Source organism: Streptomyces sp. NPDC017676 (genome assembly GCF_044329325.1).
GTDB lineage: Bacteria > Actinomycetota > Actinomycetes > Streptomycetales > Streptomycetaceae > Streptomyces.
Genome location: NZ_JBIRJA010000013.1, coordinates 268,303 through 285,681, shown reverse-complemented (window position 1 = coordinate 285,681; position 17,379 = coordinate 268,303). Strand labels below are relative to the sequence as shown.

The following is a 17,379-nucleotide window of genomic DNA, read 5'->3' as shown; positions in this document are numbered from 1 at the left end:
ACGAGATCGGCATGGGCGACAACATCTGGCTCGGCGACCGCGACGCCGTCCGCACCCCCATGCAGTGGACCCCCGACCGCAACGCCGGCTTCTCGTCCTGTGACCCGGGACGCCTGTTCCTGCCCGCGATCATGGACCCGGTCTACGGCTACCAGGTCACCAATGTCGAGGCGTCCATGGCCTCACCGTCCAGCCTGCTGCACTGGACCCGCCGCATGATCGAGATCCGCAAGCAGAACCCCGCCTTCGGTCTGGGGTCCTACACCGAGCTGCCGTCGTCGAACCCGGCGGTGCTCGCCTTCCTGCGCGAGTACGAGGACGACCTCGTGCTGTGCGTCCACAACTTCTCCCGCTTCGCCCAGCCCACGGAGCTGGACCTGAGCCGGTTCGGCGGGCGGCACCCCGTCGAGCTGTTCGGCGGGGTCCGGTTCCCGGCGATCGGCGAGCTGCCGTACCTGCTCACCCTCGCGGGACACGGCTTCTACTGGTTCCGGCTGCGCAGGGAACCCGTATAGCGCGGGCCCGGGCGGGGCGGTGCGGCGTTTCCACCGCCCCACCCGGGGCACGCATCAGTAACACCCCGACGCCCCCCGGGGAAAGGACGTGACGCCCATGGCGGAAACGGTCACCTCTTCCGGCACCACCGGTTCAGTCCTCGCCTCGCTCGACCCCCTGCTGCGCACCTGGCTGCCCCGGCAGCGCTGGTTCGCGGGCAAGGGCCGCCCGGTCACCGGGTTCACCCCCGTGTCCGTGACCGAACTGCTGCCGCCCGACGGCCGGCTGGGCCTCTACCACCTGCTGGTACGCGTCCACCAGCCCCCCGTGCCCGGCGCCCCGCCGCACCCCGGTGACTGCTACCAGCTCCTCATAGGCGTGCGCGAGGCGCTGCCGCCCCGGCTGGCGCCCGCGCTGATCGGACACGTGACCGAGGGCCCGCTCGCCGGACGCACGGTGTACGAGGCCCTGTACGACACCCGGCCCGCCGAAGTGCTCCTGGAGGCCTTGCGCACCCAGGCCCGCATCGGCGGGCTGTGCTTCGAACGGGACCCGGCGCAGGAGATCCGGCCCGGCCTCGTGCCCCGGCTGATGACCGCCGAACAGTCCAACTCCTCCGTGGTCTACGGAGATACGTTCATCCTCAAGCTGCTGCGCCGGGTGGTGCCCGGCGTCAACCCCGACCTGGAGCTCCCCCTCGCCCTGGCCCGCGAGGACTGCCCGAGGGTGCCCGCGCCGACGGCCTGGCTGCACGCCGAGGTGGCGGCGGACACCTACGTCCTGGCCGTTCTCCAGCCGTTCGTGAGCGGCGCCGCCGACGGCTGGGAGCTGGCGCTGCGCGAACTGGCCAAGGGCGAGGACTTCGCCGCCGAGGCCCGCGCGCTGGGCCGGGCCACCGCCGAGGTGCACACCGCGCTCGCCCGGGCCCTGCCGACGGTCACCCTCGGCCACGCCCAGCTGGAGGCGCTGGTCGACGGCATGACCGAGCGGCTGGCGGCGGCCGTGCAGGCGGTGCCGGCGCTGCGGCCGTACGAGCGCGGGCTGCGCTCGGCGTACCAGGCGCTCGGCACGCTCGCCGCCGAGGGCCGCACCTGGACCGCCCAGCGCGTCCACGGCGATCTGCACCTGGGCCAGTGCCTGCGCTCGCCGTCCGGCGCCTGGTCGCTCATCGACTTCGAGGGCGAACCGGCCCGGCCACTGGCCGAGCGGCGCATGCCGCAGCCGCCGGTGCGGGACATCGCGGGGATGCTCCGCTCCTTCGACTACGCGGCCCACTCGGCGACCCCGCCCGCCCCGGACTGGGCGCACACCTGCCGGGCCGCCTACTGCTCCGGGTACGCGGAGGTGGCCGGCCGCGATCCGCGTACCGACCCGGTGCTGCTGCGGGCCTACGAGACCGACAAGGCGGTCTACGAGGTCGTCTACGAGGCCCGGCACCGGCCCGACTGGCTCCCCGTGCCGCTGAACGCGGTGCGCCGCCTCGCCCTGCCCGACCAGGAGGCTCGTCCGTGACCCCCAAGGGACACAAGGAATCCAAGGCCCACAAGGAAGCCAAGGCCAAGAAGGAGTCCGCGGCCAGGAAGGAGGCCGCCGCCAGGAAGCCGCCCGCGCGGGAGGTCCCCGCGCAGGCGGCGGCCCCCGCCGCGGAGGCGCCCGCGCAGACCCCGGCCGCGGAGATCCCGGCGCAGGCCCCCGCCGTGCAGGTCCCCGGGCCGGCGCCGGCCCCCGTCGCGGAGGTCGCCGTGTCCCCGGCCGTCGACGCCGGGGACCGCGCACGGCTGCTGCACGGCACCCACCACGATCCGCACTCCGTGCTGGGCGCGCACCCGGTGCCGGGCGGGGTCGCCTTCCGCGCGTTCCGCCCGTACGCGCGGGCGGTCACCGTGGTCTCGGGCGAGCTGCGGGCGGAGCTGCACGACGACGGCGACGGCTTCTTCTCCGGCCTGCTCCCCCTCACCGAGGTCCCCGGCTACCGGCTGCTGGTGACGTACGACGGCACGGTGCACGAGACCGAGGACGCCTACCGCTTCCTGCCCACCCTCGGCGAGCTGGACCTGCACCTGATCGGCGAGGGCCGGCACGAACAGCTCTGGCAGGCGCTCGGCGCACATGTCACCACCCACCAGGGCGTCACCGGCACCCGGTTCGCGGTATGGGCGCCGAACGCGCGGGGCGTGCGGGTCACGGGCGGGTTCAACTTCTGGGACGGCACCGGTTTCCCGATGCGCTCGCTCGGCGGCACCGGGGTCTGGGAGCTGTTCGTGCCGGGCATCGGCGAGGGCGAGCTGTACAAGTTCGAGATCACCCGCCCGGACGGCTCACGCACCCAGCGGGCCGACCCGCTGGCCCGCCGTACCGAGGTCCCGCCCGCCACCTCCTCGATCGTGCACGCCTCGCACCACGAGTGGGGTGACGACGAGTGGCTGGCGCACCGGGCGGACACCCCGGTGCACGAGGCCCCCTTCTCGGTCTACGAGGTGCACCTGCCGTCCTGGCGCCCCGGGCTGACCTACCGCCAGCTCGCCGAGCAACTCCCCGCATACGTGAAGGAGATGGGCTTCACCCACGTCGAGCTGATGCCGGTCGCCGAGCATCCCTTCGGCGGTTCCTGGGGCTACCAGGTCACCGGGTTCTACGCGCCGACGGCCCGGCTCGGCACCCCCGACGACTTCAAGTACCTGGTGGACAAGCTGCACCAGGCCGGCATCGGGGTGCTGATGGACTGGGTGCCGGCGCACTTCCCGCGCGACGAGTGGGCGCTCGCTCAGTTCGACGGGCGTCCGCTGTACGAGCACCACGACCCGCTGCGGGCCGCGCACCCGGACTGGGGCACGCTGGAGTTCGACTTCGGCCGGCGCGAGGTGCGCAACTTCCTCGTCGCGAACGCCGTGTACTGGTGCGAGGAGTTCCACATCGACGGGCTGCGCGTGGACGCGGTCGCCTCGATGCTCTACCTGGACTACTCGCGCGAGCCGGGCCAGTGGACGCCGAACGAGCACGGCGGCCGGGAGAACCTGGACGCGGTGGCCTTCCTCCAGGAGATGAACGCCACCGTGTACCGGCGCTGCCCGGGCGTGGTGACCGTCGCCGAGGAGTCCACGGCCTGGGACGGAGTCACCCGGCCCACCCACCACAAGGGCCCGAGCGGCTTCGGCGGCCTCGGCTTCGGCCTGAAGTGGAACATGGGCTGGATGCACGACTCGCTCCAGTACATGAGCCACGACCCCGTGCACCGCGCGTACCACCACCACGAGATGACGTTCTCGATGGTGTACGCGTACAGCGAGAACTACGTCCTGCCGATCTCCCACGACGAGGTCGTACACGGCAAGCGGTCCCTGGTGTCGAAGATGCCCGGCGACTGGTGGCAGCAACGCGCCGACCTGCGCGCCTACCTGGCCTTCATGTGGGCCCACCCGGGCAAGCAACTCCTCTTCATGGGGCAGGAGTTCGCGCAGGGTGCCGAGTGGTCCGAGGCGCACGGCCCCGACTGGTGGCTGCTCGACCCGGCGTACGGCGCCGAGGCGGACCACCGGGGAGTGCGGGACCTGGTCCGGGACCTGAACGCGGTCTACCGGGCGACCCCGGCGCTGTGGCAGCGGGACACCGACCCGGCGGGCTTCGAGTGGATCACCGGGGACGCGGCGGACGACAACGTCTTCGCGTTCCTGCGCCACGACGCCGAGGGCACCCCGCTGCTCGCGGTCTCCCACCTGGCTCCGGTGGTCCGCCACGACTACCGCCTCGGGGTGCCGGAGGAGGTGCCGGCCTGGGTGGAGGTCCTGAACACCGACGCGGCCCGCTACGGCGGCGGCGACGTCACCCACCCGGACGTCGTCAAGCCCGAGCCCCAGCCCTGGCACGGCCGCCCGGCGAGCATCCGGCTGACCCTGCCCCCGCTGGCGACGGTGTGGCTGCGCCCGGCCTGACCCGGCCTCTGCCCTCCGCCCCGCCCCGCGCCTACGCTCGGCGCCCGGTGGGGCGGAGGTGGAGGACATGCGGCGGGTCGTGGTGGCTCTGGGCGCGGTGGCGGCCCTGACGGGCTGTGCGCAGGGCAGGGCGTGCACCCAGGCGGACATGGAGTCGGGCGTCGCCGTGCTGTGGCGGCCCGCGGACTTCGGTGAGCAGCGGGACGCGGTGACGGTACGGCTGTGCGTGGACGGCGCGTGCGAGGAGCGGGCGTCCGGCGACCCCGGGGACCCGCTCGCCAGGGTGTCGGTGCGGCTGCCGGACGACATCGGCGCGGGCCCGGTGCCGGTGCGGCTCACGGTGGCGTCCAGGAAGGACGGCCGGGTCGTCGTCCGGGACAGCACGCGGGCGCGGCTGCGCGAGCGGCACCCCAACGGCCGCTCCTGCCCGCCCACGGCCTGGACGGCGGCCTTCCGGGCGCGTCCCGGGAAGGGGCTGACGTCGGCCGAGGACATGGACCTGCGCACGACGCCCGGCGCCGCGGAGGAGCGGCACGGAAGCGATCCGTCCGGCTCTTGAGGAAAGGCGATCAGGGCCGAGCGGGGGCCCGGCGGCCGTCGCCCCGGGCCCCCTCCGTCCCCACCGTCACTCCGTGTCGGCCAGACCCGCCGGCAGCGGCCCCGTGTGCAGCACCCCGAGCCGCTGGGTGGCCCGGGTCAGGGCGACGTACAGGTCGCTCGTGCCGTAGGCGCCCGGCTCGACCACCAGCACGGAGTCGAATTCGAGGCCCTTGGACTGCCGGGGGTCGAGCAGGACGACCGTCCGCGTCAGGTCGGGCTCGGCGCCGGCCGTGACGCCGTCCAGGCGGGCGGCCAGGGCGCGGTGCAGACCGCGCGGGGCGATCACCGCGAGCCGGCCCTCGGCCGGGGTGAGTTCGGCGACCGCCTTGGCGACCGCGCCGGGCAGGTCGTCGGTCACCCGCCGCACCCAGGGGCGTTCGCCGGTGGAGCGGACGGAACTCGGCGGTGCGAAGTCCGGGTTCCCGGCGCGGACCACGGCCGCCGCCAGGTCCATGATCTCGGCGGGGGTGCGGTAGTTGACGCCCAGCCGGGTGTGCTCCCAGCGGTCCTCGACGTAGGGGGTGAGGATGTCCGCCCAGGAGCCGACGCCGGCCGCCTCCGCCGTCTGGGCGGGGTCGCCGACCAGGGTCATCGAACGGGTCGGGCTGCGCCGCATCAGCAGCCGCCAGGCCATCGGCGACAGTTCCTGCGCCTCGTCCACGATGATGTGCCCGAACGCCCAGGTGCGGTCGGCGGCGGCCCGCTCGGCGGCGCTGCGGTGGTCGGCCTCCTCGTGCCGCTCGGCGAACCGCTCCGCGTCGATGATGTGGTGCGCGGACAGCACCTCGGAGGCGTCCGGGTCGTCCTCCTCCTTGTCCTCGAACTCATAGGTCCGGGAGGCGTAGGAGACGTCCAGGACGCCCTGGGCGTACGCCACCTGCGTCTCGCGTTCGCGTTCGGCGCGGGCGCGCGCCACCCGGTCGTCCTCGCCGAGGAGCTCGGCCGCCTCGTCCAGCAGGGGTACGTCGGCGACGGTCCAGGCGCGGGTCACCGGGCGGCGGATCGCGTCGGCGTCCTCCTTCGGCAGGTAGCCGTCGGGCTCGGCGAGGAAGTCGGCGACCAGCCGCTGCGGGGTGATCCGGGGCCAGAGCCGGTCGATGGCGTCCCAGACCTCGGGGTTCTCGGCGATTTCGTCGCGGATCTGGGTGATGTCGGAGGCGTCGAGCAGGCTGCTGCCGTCGTAGGGGTCGGTGCCCACGCGCTCGGCGTACAGCTCGGTGAGCGTGTTGAGGATGTGCCCCTCGAAGTACTCGCGGGCGGCGTTGTGGGGCAGCTTGGCGGCGCGGGTGCGCTCGCGGGCGACGTTCACCAGGCCGTCGTCCAGCATGAGCACCTCACGGTCGTGCTCGATCGCGATGACCGGGTCGGGCAGGGCCTGCCGGTCGCGTACGACGGCGGCGAGCACGTCGGCCATGCCGGCGCGGCCCTTGACGGCGGCGGCCTCGGGCGGGTCGGCGGCGGTGGCCTTCACGCCGGGGAACAGCTCGCCGACCGTGGCCAGCAGCACCCCGGTCTCGCCGAGGGAGGGCAGCACCTCGCCGATGTAGCCGAGGAAGGCCGGGTTCGGGCCGACGATGAGGACGGCGCGGCGGGCCAGCAGCTCGCGGTGCTCGTACAGCAGGTAGGCCGCGCGGTGCAGGGCGACCGCGGTCTTGCCGGTGCCGGGGCCGCCCTCCACGACCAGCACACCCCGGTGCGGCGCCCGGATGATGCGGTCCTGGTCGGCCTGGATGGTCTGCACGATGTCGCTCATCCGGCCGGTGCGGGCCGAGTTCAGCGCGGCCAGCAGGACGGCGTCGCCATTGTGGTCCTCGTGCCCGGTGCGGGTGGCGTCGCCGAGGTCGAGGATCTCGTCGTGCAGGGAGGTGACGGTCCGGCCTTCGGAGGCGATGTGCCGGCGGCGGCGCAGGCCCATCGGGGTGTGGCCGGTGGCCAGGTAGAAGGGACGGGCGACGTCGGCCCGCCAGTCGATGAGGACGGGCGTGCGCTCGGCGTCGTCCTCGCGCAGCCCGATCCGGCCGATGTGGTGCTTGGTGCCGTCGGCGAGGTCGATCCGGCCGAAGCAGAGCGAGCCGTCCACGGCGTTCAGCGCGGCGAGCAGTCCGGAGCGCTCGGCGACCAGGATGTCCCGCTCCAGCCGGGCCTGCATGGGCTTGTCGCCCTGGGCGAGCGCGTCGGCGACGGAGGTCTCGGCCTCGCCGCGCAGCACGTCCACGCGCGCGTACAGTCCGTCGATGAATTCCTGTTCGTGCCGGATTTCATCGTCTGGAAAGTCGGTGTTTGACAATTCCGCTCCCGCCCGGATATACTGTGTTCAGTGAATTACTCCGTGACTCTTCCTCAATGAAGTCACGAATCATTGAATATACGCACAGCAATCCCCCGAGCGCAATTGCTCAGGGGATTTTTTGATGGGCGGGACCGGGTCTACAGCGGTGCCGACACCACGCCCGCCGACTCCTCCACCTCCATCAGCGAGGCGCTGTGCCGTTCCTCCTCGAACTTCCGCCGCCCGCCGCGCAGACCGAAGAGCCGCTTGGTCAGGGCGATGTAAAGGACCGCGAGGATGTTCAGCACCAGCGTGGCGATCTTCAGCCAGCTGATGTGCTCGGTGAGTTCGTAGATCTCCAGCGGGAGGAAGGCGGCCGTCGCGACCACCGTCAGATACTCCGCCCAGCGCTTGGCGTACCAGAGACCGACGGCCTCGATCAGCTCGATGAGCGCGTAGGCCAGCAGAAGTCCGGCGACCAGCAGGAGGGTGGAGTGCCGGTAGCCGAACGCCTTCTGGACGGAACCGATGACCGGCGAGTGGTCCAGGTCGTAGTGGAAGTGCCGGAAGACCGGCCGGAAGACGTCCAGGTACTCGTCGAACAGGCGGCGCACCGCGTCCTGGCTGTTGCTGAACTTCCACACCGCGATCGCGACCAGCACGATGAACACCCCGCGCAGGGCCCGCTCGACGGCGAGGAAGCGCAGGACGAACAGGTCCCGGAGCACCGTGCCGCGCGGCACCAGCGGCGCGTCGGCGGCCGGACCCGAGCCGTGCGGCTCGCCGAGCACGAAGTCACCGCAGCGCAGGCACCGCCAGACGTCCCCGAGCGCGGTCCGCGCGTGCAGCCGGACGCGCAGCCGGGGGTCGTCCGGCGCGTAGGTCACATGGCCCTTGCGCGCGCAGGTCCGCCGGTCCCAGTCGATCTTCATCCCCCATGCCTCCGCACTCGTATGGACACCAACCGTACGGACGTCGTACACGAACGTGCCGTTCCGGTCGGCCCGGAACGGCACGGACGAGGGGAGCGGTCGGTCACTCGGCCGCGCTGTCCACCAGCTCCCTCTCCTCGGTCGCGGTCTGCGGCGCGCCGGCCTCGCGGCGCGGCAGCAGGACGGCCACCAGGACGGTGCCGACACCCAGGATCACCGCGCCGACCAGGCTCGTGCGGGCGACCGCGTCGGAGAAGGCGGAGCCCACCGCGTCGGCCATCTGCCGGGCGCCGGCGGCCAGCTCACCGGCCTGCTGCTTGAGCTGCGCGGCCTGCTGCGGGTCGCTCGCCTGCTGGGCCCGCGCGGCGGCCTGCTGCGCCTTCTCGCCGATGCCCTGCGCGACGGCGTACCCGGCGCCGACCGAGTCCTGTGCGGTGTCCAGGGCGCTCGCCGGGAGCTTGCTGCCGGCGGTGGCGTCGCTCAGATGGTCGCCGTAGGAGGTGGCGAGCAGGGAGCCGAGGATCGCGATGCCGAGCGAGCCGCCCAGCTCCAGCGAGGTGTCGTTGACAGCGCCGCCGACGCCCAGCTCGGACTCCGGGAACGCGCCCATGATGGCGTCGGTGCAGGGCGAGAGGGCGAGGCCGATGGCGAGGCCCAGGATGACGAGGGGCGCCACGAAGTCTCCGTACGTGGAGCCCGCGTCCACCCGGGTGAGCAGGGCGAGGGCGGTCGTACCGCCGACCATGCCCGCGCTGACGGTCCACTTCATGCCGACGCGCGGGGTGAGCCAGCCGGTCAGCGCGGAGCCGACGAAGACGGCGCCGGCGAGCGGGAGCATGCGCACACCGGTCTCCAGGGCGTCGTAGCCGAGGACGAACTGGAGGTGCTGGGTGAGGTAGTAGAAGGCGCCGAAGACGGCCAGGAAGAACAGGGCGACGGCGAGGTTGGAGCCGGCGAAGCGGCGGCCGGTGAAGCGGCGCACGTCCAGGATCGGGCGCGGGTGGCGCAGCTCCCACAGCACGAAGGCGACCAGACCCACACCGGCGGTCACCGCCGCGGCGACGGCCTTGGTGCCCCAGCCGAAGTGCGGACCCTCGATGATCATGTAGACGAGCGCGCCGGTCCACAGCACCGACAGCAGCCCGCCGACGTAGTCGACGCGGTCGTGGTGGCCGGCCCGGGACGGCGGCACGAGGACGAGGGCGGCGACGATCGCGACGGCCGCGACGGGCACGTTGATCAGGAAGGTCGAGGACCAGCCGTGGTCGCGCAGCAGGGCGCCGGCGACGACCGGTCCGGCGGCGATGGCGAGCCCCGCGGTGGCGGTCCACAGGGTGATCGCCTTGGCCCGCTCGGCGCGGGGGAAGGTCGCGGCCAGCAGGGACAGCGTGGCCGGCATGATCAGCGCCGCGCCGACGCCCATCACGGCCCGCGCCGCGATGACGGTGGCCGCGCTGTCGGCGAGGTACCCGAAGACGCCGCCGCCGCCGAACACCACCAGGCCGAGGACGAGCGCGCCGCGCCGGCTGTACTTGTCGCCGATGGCGCCGAGCAGCAGCATCAGCGCGGCGTAGGGGACGGTGTAGCCGTCGATCACCCATTGCAGGTCGGCGCTGGAGAGCCCGAGGTCCCGGGTCATGTCGGGTGCCGCGACCGTGAGGGCGGTGTTCGCCATCACGATGATCAACAGGCTGAGGCAGAGCACCAGCAGCGCCCACCACCTCCGGGCGTAGGGGCGGTCCGTCCTTCCGACCGGTTCGGTCATGACGAGTCGCATGGCAGGGGTCGCCTTCCTCGGGTACGCGACAGGACTTGCACAATGGCGTGCAATTGCACAACCATGTGCAATGTACGTCGATGCACAACGCTGTGCAAGTCGACCGGAAGACGCCCGGCAAACCTCCGGGGAGGCACAATGACCGCCATGACCACGGGTAACACCAGCCGCGCCGACGCCAACCGGCGCCGCATCCTCGACGTCGCCCTCGCCGAGCTGCTGCGCGACCCCGACGCCTCCATGGACCAGATCGCGCGCGCGGCAGGAGTCGTACGACGGACGGTCTACGGCCACTTCCCCAGCCGGGAGGCGCTGATCGGCACCCTGGTCGACGGAGCGGTGCAGGCGCTGGCGGACGCGGACGCCCGGGCCCGTGCCGGAGTGACCGACCCGGCGGAGGCCGTGGCCCGCTCGGTGCTCGCCCTGTGGCCGGTCGCCGACCGCTACCGGCTGCTGATCGCCCTGGCCCAGCGCACGGTCACCGTGCAGGGCATCCGCGAACGCCTCGCGCCGCTGCGCGAGAACAAGATCCGCCTCCTCCAGCGCGGCCTGGACGAAGGCGCCTTCAGCTCCCCGCTGCCCGCGCCGGCCCTGGCGTACGTGCACGAGCAGATGCTGTTCGCGGTGATGGAGGCGGTGAACGACGGGCTCCTGACAGCGGAAGAGGCGGGCCGCTCCGCCACGGTCGCCGTCCTGACCGCGGCGGGCGTACCCGCCTCACGGGCCACCGAGCTGGTGGCCGAGGTGTCGTAGCAATGGGGTGTCCGGGCGGAAAGAGGAAAGCCGGGCGGCTGAGGCACGGGGGAGCCTCAGCCGCCCGGCGGCGGCACCCGAACGCCCGGCCCGGGTTCAGGCGGGGCCGGACGTCCGGAACTACAGGGTGGATCAGGCCTTGGCGAGTTCCTTCTCGCCGTCCTCCCGAGGCTCGGGAACCTCCTTCACCTCGGACCCGCCCTCATCCAACAGGGTGGTCTCGTCGAACGGCAGCTCCCCGGCCAGCACCCGCCGCACCCGGACCTTGTCGATCTCCTTGGTCCACGTGCCGACCAGCACCGTCGCGACCGCGTTGCCCGCGAAGTTCGTCAGCGCCCGCGCCTCGCTCATGAAGCGGTCGATGCCGACGATCAGCCCGACCCCGTCCACCAGCGCCGGCTTGTGCGACTGCAGACCGCCGGCCAGGGTGGCGAGGCCCGCACCGCTGACACCGGCCGCGCCCTTCGAGGCCAGCAGCAGGAACAGCAGCAGCGGGATCTGCTCGCCGATCGACATCGGCGTACCCAGCGCGTCCGCGATGTACAGCGACGCCATGGTCATGTAGATCATCGTGCCGTCGAGGTTGAACGAGTACCCGGTCGGCACGGTGATGCCGACGACCGGCCGGCTGACGCCCAGGTGCTCCATCTTCGCGATCAGCCGCGGCAGCGCGGACTCCGACGAAGAGGTCGACAGGATCAGCAGGAACTCCCGGGCGAGGTACTTGAACAGGGAGAAGACGTTCAGGCCCGCGACGACCCGGAGCAGCGCGCCGAGCACGATGAAGACGAACAGGAAGCAGGTGACGTAGAAGCCGAGCATCAGCACGGCGAGGCTCTTGAGCGCGTCGATGCCGGCCGAACCGACCACCGCCGCGATGGCACCGAAGGCACCGATCGGCGCCGCCCACATCACCATGGACAGGATGCGGAAGACGAGCCGCTGGATGTGCTCGATGCCGCGCAGCACCGGCTGTCCGGCCGAGCCCATGGCCTGGAGCGCGAACCCGGCGAGCAGGGCCACCAGCAGCGTCTGGAGCACCTGGCCCTCGGTGAACGCGGAGACGAACGTGGTCGGGATGATCGACAGCACGAAGTCGACGGGCGGCAGCGCGTCCGGCGACACCTGGTCGTGCCCGGTCGCCTTGATGGCGTTGGTGATGTGCAGCCCGTCACCGGGGTGCAGCACATTGCCGACGACGAGCCCGATGGCGAGCGCGACGAGCGACATCACGAGGAAGTAGCCGAGGGCGATACCGCCGACGGCGCCGACCTTGGCGGCCTTCCGTACCGATCCGATGCCGAGCACGATCGTGCAGAAGATGATCGGCGAGATCATCATCTTGATCAGGTTCACGAACCCGGTGCCCAGCGGCTTCAGCTCCACCGCGGCATCGGGCCAGATCAGGCCCACGCCGATGCCGAGCGCGACCGCCACGATGACGGCGATGTACAGGTAATGGGTCCGGTCCCGCTTCACGCGGGGTGCGGCAGGTGCCGTATCGGGGGTGCTGGCGGCCACGACTGCCCTCCTTGACGTCTTCGTCGGCGAACAACCGGCGTGCGGCTCACGTCCGGGCGTTTCTGGGGAATGCCGTGACTATCTCCCGGCCTGTGAGGGCGGTCACCCTTCCGTTCATTTAGTTCACGCTTAACCGGAGAGGCACACTGCTGACATGCGCGTACCCACCCTCCCGCGGCCCCGGAGCCTGGCCGGCCAGCTGTTCGCCATGCAGGCCGTGCTGATAGCGGTGGTGGTGGCCGGGTACGCGCTGTTCACCTACGTCAGCGACCAGCGGCAGGCCGAGGACGCCGCCGCCCGGCAGGCCACGGCGGTGGCCCGGTCGATCGCCGACTCCCCTTCGGTCCGCGAGGCGATCCGCACCCCCGACCCCACGGCCCGGCTGGAGCCGTACGCCCTCCAGGTCATGCGGGACGCCAACGTCGACTTCGTGACGATCATGAACCCGTCCGGCATCCGCTGGACCCACCCCGATCAGAACCAGATCGGCAAACGCTTCCTCGGCAACATCGGCCCGGCCCAGCACGGCCGTACCTTCACCGAGACCTACACCGGCACGCTCGGCGCGTCCGTCCGCGCGGTGACCCCCATCTCGGACAACGGCCGGATCGTCGGCCTGGTGAGCGCCGGCATCAAGGTGGAGACGATCAGCGCCCGGGTCCAGGACCAGGTCACGGCCCTGCTCGGGGTGGCGGGCGTGGCGCTGCTGCTGGGCGCGGTCGGCACGTACGTGATCAACGCCCGGCTGCGCCGCCACACCCACGGCATGAACGCCACCGAGCTGAGCCGGATGCACGACTACCACCAGGCGGCGCTGCACGCCGTCCGCGAGGGGCTGCTGATGCTGGACGGCCGGTACCGGGTGGCGCTGATCAACGACGGCGGCCGGGACCTGCTGGGCGTGGGCCCGGAGGAGGACGTGGTCGGCCGCTCGGTGGCCGACCTGGGTCTGCCCGCCCCGCTGACGGGCGCCCTGCTGTCCTCGGAGCCCCGGGTGGACGAGGTGCACCTGACGGCGTCCCGGGTGCTGGTCGTGAACACGTCCCCGGTGTCGGGCGGTGAACAGCGGGGCACGGTCGTGACGCTCCGCGACGTCACCGAACTCCAGTCGCTGATGGGTGAGCTGGACTCGGAACGGGGCTTCACCCAGGCGCTGCGCTCACAGGCGCACGAGGCGGCGAACCGCCTGCACACGGTCGTCTCCCTGATCGAGCTGGGCCGGGCCGAGGAGGCCGTGGAGTTCGCCACGGCCGAACTGGAGCTGGCGCAGGCCCTGACCGACCAGGTGGTGGCGGCGGTCGGCGAGCCGGTGCTGGCCGCGCTGCTGCTGGGCAAGACCGCGCAGGCGAACGAGCGGGGCGTGGAGCTGGTGGTCTCGCCGGACAGCCGGCTGGACGACGGTCTGCTCCCTCAGAGCCTGTCCGCCCGCGACCTGGTGACCATCCTCGGCAACCTGATCGACAACGCGGTGGACGCGGCGCAGGGCAGCGCGCGGGCCCGGGTGACGGTGACGGCGTACGCTACGGCCGCCGAAGTGGTGCTCCGCGTCTCGGACACCGGCCCGGGGGTCGACCCCGCCCACGCCGACCTGGTGTTCCAGCGGGGGTTCTCCACCAAGCCGGCCGAACCCGGGGGGCGGGGACTCGGGCTGGCCCTGGTCCGGCAGGCGGTGAACCGCCACGACGGCACGTTGACGGTGGCCGAGGCGGAGGAGAGCGGAGCGGTGTTCGAGGTGCGGTTGCCGTTGCGCACGTCCACGGGCGGCGCCCGATGACGCACGAGGAGCAGCCCATCCGTGTCCTCGTCGTCGAGGACGACCCGGTGGCCGCCGACGCGCACGTGATGTACGTCGGCCGGGTACCGGGCTTCGTCGCGGTCGGGAAGGCGCACACGGGGGCGGAGGCACGGCGCCTGCTGGACCGCACGCCGGTGGACCTCCTGCTGCTGGACCTGCACCTACCCGACGTCCACGGCCTGCAACTGGCCCGGTCCCTGCGGGCGGCCGGGCATCACGCGGACGTGATAGCGGTGACGTCCGCGCGCGACCTGGCGGTGGTACGGGAGGGGGTCTCCCTGGGCGTCGTCCAGTACGTCCTGAAACCGTTCACCTTCGCGACGTTGAGGGATCGGCTGGTCCGTTACGCCGAGTTCCACGCGGCGGTGGGCGAGGCGAGCGGCCAGGACGAGGTCGACCGCGCCCTGGCGGCCCTGCGCGCCCCGACACCGGCGGCCCTGCCGAAGGGTCTGAGCGGGCCGACGCTGGAACGGGTGACGTCCGCGCTCCGCGAGGCGTCTGCGGAGGGCCTCACGGCGGCCGGCGTGGCCGAGGCGGTGGGCATCTCCCGGATCACCGCCCGGCGGTACCTGGAGCACCTGGTGGACGCGGGAAGGGCCGGCCGGAGCCCGCTGTACGGGCAGGTGGGTCGGCCGGAGCTGGTGTACCGGTGGGTGTCTCAGGGACGGTGAGGGCGGCTGCGGCTGCGCGGGCTTGGGCGGCTTTGTCGGAAGCGTTGCCGCGGAGGTACGCGTTGGCAGCCGAGAGCCAACAGCTCTCCGCGTCGACGGGCTCGTCGGCGGCCATATGAGCGAGGGCGAGATTGTGGAGACTCTTGCCCACCCCGTACCAGTTCTCGTTCTCCCGGAAGATGGTCATCGCCTCGCTGAAGGCCTCGAACGCCTCTTGGACTCGGCCGGTCTCCAGTAACGCGAGTCCGAGGTTGTTTGATGCGTTGCCCTCACGCAGGCGGTCTTTCGTCGCCCGATGCAGGTGACGGGCCAGGACCAGGGCATCAATCGATTCCTGCATGAGACCCACTGCCCACAGGGCGACGCCAAGGTTGCTCCACGCCGTGCCTTCATGAGTGAGATCGTCACCGATCACGAACAACTCGCAAGCACGAGCGTGAGCGTCGATCGCCTCCCATGAGCGACCCGCGTCCTGCAGGTCCAGTCCGAGGTTGCCCCAAGCAATGGCCTCGCGATGCGGGTCCCCATCGGCCTGATGCAGATCGCGGGCCCGCAGATGGGCGTTGATCGCCTCTGGTAACCGACCCACTTTCCGCAGCGCCAGCCCAAGGCTGTTCCATGCATTGCCCTCCACCAAGGCATCACCGCTGCGGCGTGCGGTCTTCAATGCTGCAGTGGCCACGTCAACCCAGTCGTCGAAGTACCGTCGCCAGTCCAGGTATTCCACCAGGCACTCGCCCAGTCGAGCCGCGGTTTGAGCGAACCTCTCGTGGTGTCCCCACTGCACCGCAACCACCAGTCCCGTACGCTCGCTGTCCAGCCAAGCCAACGCTTCGGCCCGGGTGGCGAAGCGCGTCGGCTCAGGTTTCCCGGGGAGCCACTTCAACCGATCATCCGCCGCTTCCGCCCACCGGTGGTAGTGGATCAGCACCCGCTCCCGCGCAGCATCCCGCGCCTCTGGGTCCTTAGCCAGCTCGCCAAGCCCGAACGCACGTACCAAGTCGTGCATCCGCCAACACCCACAGCCCTTTCCCCGCTCCACCAGGTGCGCTCGGACCAGAGCCTTGAGCCCCGCTGCGGGTGGCTCCGTCCCTCCAACCAGCACGGCGGCAACCTCCTCGGTCACCTCGGGTCCCGGCGCGAGGGCGAGCAGGCTGAGCAGGCGTGCGTGCTCGGCCGGGAGTCTCCGGTACGAGAGGTTGAAAGCGGCTCGCAGGTTGCGGTGACCGTCGTCCAGGGCGTCGAGCCGCTTGCATGACGTACCCAACTCGTCGGCGAGTTCCGCGACCGACTTGCCGGGATCCTCCGCCAACAGGCTCACTGCGATCTGCAAAGCCAGTGGCAGGTACCCGCACAGCCCAGCCAGCCGTGACGCCGCCTCCGCCTCCTCGACAACCCGGTTGTCCTCGGGGTCGGCGATACGCAGGGCCCGGTCGAGGAGTTCATACGCCGCCTCCGGCGTCAACTGATCCAACGGCACCAGCCGCGCCCCCAGCTGAGCCAGCCGATCCCGCGAGGTGACCAGCACCCGGTGCCGCGAGCCCCCCGGCAGCAACGGCCGCACCTGCTCCGGCGACGACGCGTTGTCGGCGAGGACCAGCACCGCCTCCCGCTCGGCCAGCACCGACCGGTACAACCCCGCCCGTTCGTCCGCTGTGGCCGGAATGTGCTCCGGCTCCACGCCCAGCGCCCGCAGCAGCGACTGCAACGCCTGGTCCGCCGTGACGGGAGCGTCGTCGTAGCCGTGCAGGTCGACGAAGAGCACGCCGCCCGGAAACCACCCGGCCTCCCGCGCCGCGTACGCCGCCCGCACCGCCAGCGCCGTTTTGCCGATGCCGCCGAGCCCGGAGACGGCGGTGACGAGGACGGCCTGTTCACCACCCGGGCCCGAGGGATCGAGCGCGGCCCTCAGCTGGCCCAGCTCCTCGTCCCGGCCCGTGAATCCAGCGGCCGGCGGTGGCAACGCGTCCAGGGCCGTTGGCGCCGGTGCCTGCTGCCGGTACTCCGCCTTGCCGATAACCGGCCCCCGGAAATCCCCGCCCCGGAAGTCGACGACATCGCTCACCCGGTCCCGCCCCCAGCCCCGAACGGCACGGCGTACCGCACCACGCACACCCCCAGCCCCACGACCGCGACCGCCTCCAGCACGGACACGACCACCAGCCCGACCGAGGCGCCACCACCCGCCCAGTACACGACGAGCGCGCCCGATGGCACGACGCAGAAGGCCAGCAGGTCCACGACGCACTGCGTGACCTTTCGGGAGACGCGCCGGGAGTCTCCCCGGTGCGCGGCCTCCCACCTGAAGACCTCGCCGCCCTCCGCCTGGGCCAGTGCGGCGAGCCGGGGCCCCAAGTCTCCCCGCACGTACGCCCCGATCGCCGAGATCTTGTGATCGTTGACGAGGTACGTCCAACCGAGGACCACGCACACCGGCGGCAGCGCCAGCAGCATCGCCGGCTGCTTGGCCTGGGCCGCCGCCGCGATGACGGCCGCCACCACGGTCAGGGTGACGTACAGCAGGTTGTCCCGGAAGCCGATCCGTGTCTTCTGCTCGTCCTTGACGGCCTGGTACTCGGTGAGCAGCAACTGCCCCACGGTGACGTCTCGTTCCGGCACGTAAGCCCCTTCCCCCGG

Annotated in this window: 13 protein-coding genes; 7 read left to right on the top strand and 6 right to left on the bottom strand. The window is 72.0% G+C overall.

Annotation, left to right across the window (positions count from 1 at the left end; all coding sequences use genetic code 11):
• The 4 genes from ACH4LD_RS28250 to ACH4LD_RS28235 all read left to right on the top strand — a co-directional run.
• The coding region (locus ACH4LD_RS28250; protein WP_356132224.1) for an alpha-glucosidase C-terminal domain-containing protein at positions 1 to 515 on the top strand (515 nt) is incomplete at its 5' end.
• A 97-nt stretch (positions 516 to 612) separates the two neighbouring features.
• On the top strand, positions 613 to 2,007 hold the full coding sequence (locus ACH4LD_RS28245) for a maltokinase (protein WP_398055975.1): 1,395 nt from the start codon (positions 613 to 615) through the stop codon (positions 2,005 to 2,007).
• The gene (gene glgB / locus ACH4LD_RS28240) at positions 2,004 to 4,424 is read left to right on the top strand and encodes a 1,4-alpha-glucan branching enzyme (protein WP_398055977.1); all 2,421 of its coding nucleotides are present in this window, start codon (positions 2,004 to 2,006) and stop codon (positions 4,422 to 4,424) included. Before ACH4LD_RS28245 ends, glgB begins: the two co-directional genes overlap by 4 nt.
• Positions 4,425 to 4,491: 67 nt before the next feature.
• Complete coding sequence (locus tag ACH4LD_RS28235) at positions 4,492 to 4,983, top strand: lipoprotein (RefSeq protein WP_398055978.1); 492 nt, start codon at positions 4,492 to 4,494, stop codon at positions 4,981 to 4,983.
• Positions 4,984 to 5,049: 66 nt separating this feature from the next.
• On the opposite strand, the gene ACH4LD_RS28230 is transcribed toward ACH4LD_RS28235, so the two are convergent.
• The 3 genes from ACH4LD_RS28230 to ACH4LD_RS28220 all read right to left on the bottom strand — a co-directional run bounded on the left by ACH4LD_RS28230 (position 5,050) and on the right by ACH4LD_RS28220 (position 10,002).
• Entirely contained in the window at positions 5,050 to 7,281 is a 2,232-nt protein-coding gene (locus ACH4LD_RS28230; RefSeq protein WP_207928531.1) for an AAA family ATPase, read from the bottom strand.
• A 170-nt stretch (positions 7,282 to 7,451) separates the two neighbouring features.
• A complete protein-coding gene (locus ACH4LD_RS28225) occupies positions 7,452 to 8,225 on the bottom strand; it encodes a DUF2127 domain-containing protein (RefSeq protein ID WP_398055979.1) in 774 nt (257 codons plus the stop codon).
• A gap of 103 nt (positions 8,226 to 8,328) precedes the next feature.
• Positions 8,329 to 10,002 carry an MFS transporter gene (locus ACH4LD_RS28220; protein ID WP_398055980.1) on the bottom strand — a complete coding sequence of 558 codons (1,674 nt, stop codon included), beginning with the start codon at positions 10,000 to 10,002 and terminating at the stop codon, positions 8,329 to 8,331.
• 138 nt (positions 10,003 to 10,140) lie between these two features.
• On the opposite strand from ACH4LD_RS28220, the gene ACH4LD_RS28215 reads away from it, so the two are divergent.
• Positions 10,141 to 10,755, top strand: a complete 615-nt coding sequence (locus ACH4LD_RS28215; RefSeq protein WP_398055982.1) for a TetR/AcrR family transcriptional regulator — start codon at positions 10,141 to 10,143, stop codon at positions 10,753 to 10,755.
• Between the two features lie 132 nt (positions 10,756 to 10,887).
• Here the strand turns inward: ACH4LD_RS28215 and ACH4LD_RS28210 are convergent, their stop codons facing one another.
• Positions 10,888 to 12,276: a cation:dicarboxylate symporter family transporter gene (locus ACH4LD_RS28210; RefSeq protein ID WP_398055983.1), complete on the bottom strand. Its 1,389-nt coding sequence runs from the start codon at positions 12,274 to 12,276 to the stop codon at positions 10,888 to 10,890.
• Positions 12,277 to 12,430: 154 nt separating this feature from the next.
• Between ACH4LD_RS28210 and ACH4LD_RS28205 the strand changes: the two genes are divergently transcribed.
• Positions 12,431 to 14,050, top strand: a complete 1,620-nt coding sequence (locus ACH4LD_RS28205; protein ID WP_398055984.1) for an ATP-binding protein — start codon at positions 12,431 to 12,433, stop codon at positions 14,048 to 14,050.
• Positions 14,047 to 14,742, top strand: a complete 696-nt coding sequence (locus tag ACH4LD_RS28200; RefSeq protein ID WP_398055986.1) for a response regulator — start codon at positions 14,047 to 14,049, stop codon at positions 14,740 to 14,742. Before ACH4LD_RS28205 ends, ACH4LD_RS28200 begins: the two co-directional genes overlap by 4 nt.
• Here ACH4LD_RS28200 and ACH4LD_RS28195 read toward each other — a convergent pair.
• Positions 14,624 to 16,807, bottom strand: coding sequence for a tetratricopeptide repeat protein (locus ACH4LD_RS28195; RefSeq protein WP_398055987.1), 2,184 nt, complete (start codon positions 16,805 to 16,807; stop codon positions 14,624 to 14,626). The two genes, ACH4LD_RS28200 and ACH4LD_RS28195, sit on opposite strands and share 119 nt — an antisense overlap.
• A complete protein-coding gene (locus ACH4LD_RS28190; protein ID WP_398055988.1) occupies positions 16,804 to 17,361 on the bottom strand; it encodes a hypothetical protein in 558 nt (185 codons plus the stop codon). Before ACH4LD_RS28190 ends, ACH4LD_RS28195 begins: the two co-directional genes overlap by 4 nt.
• Positions 17,362 to 17,379: the final 18 nt, after the last annotated feature.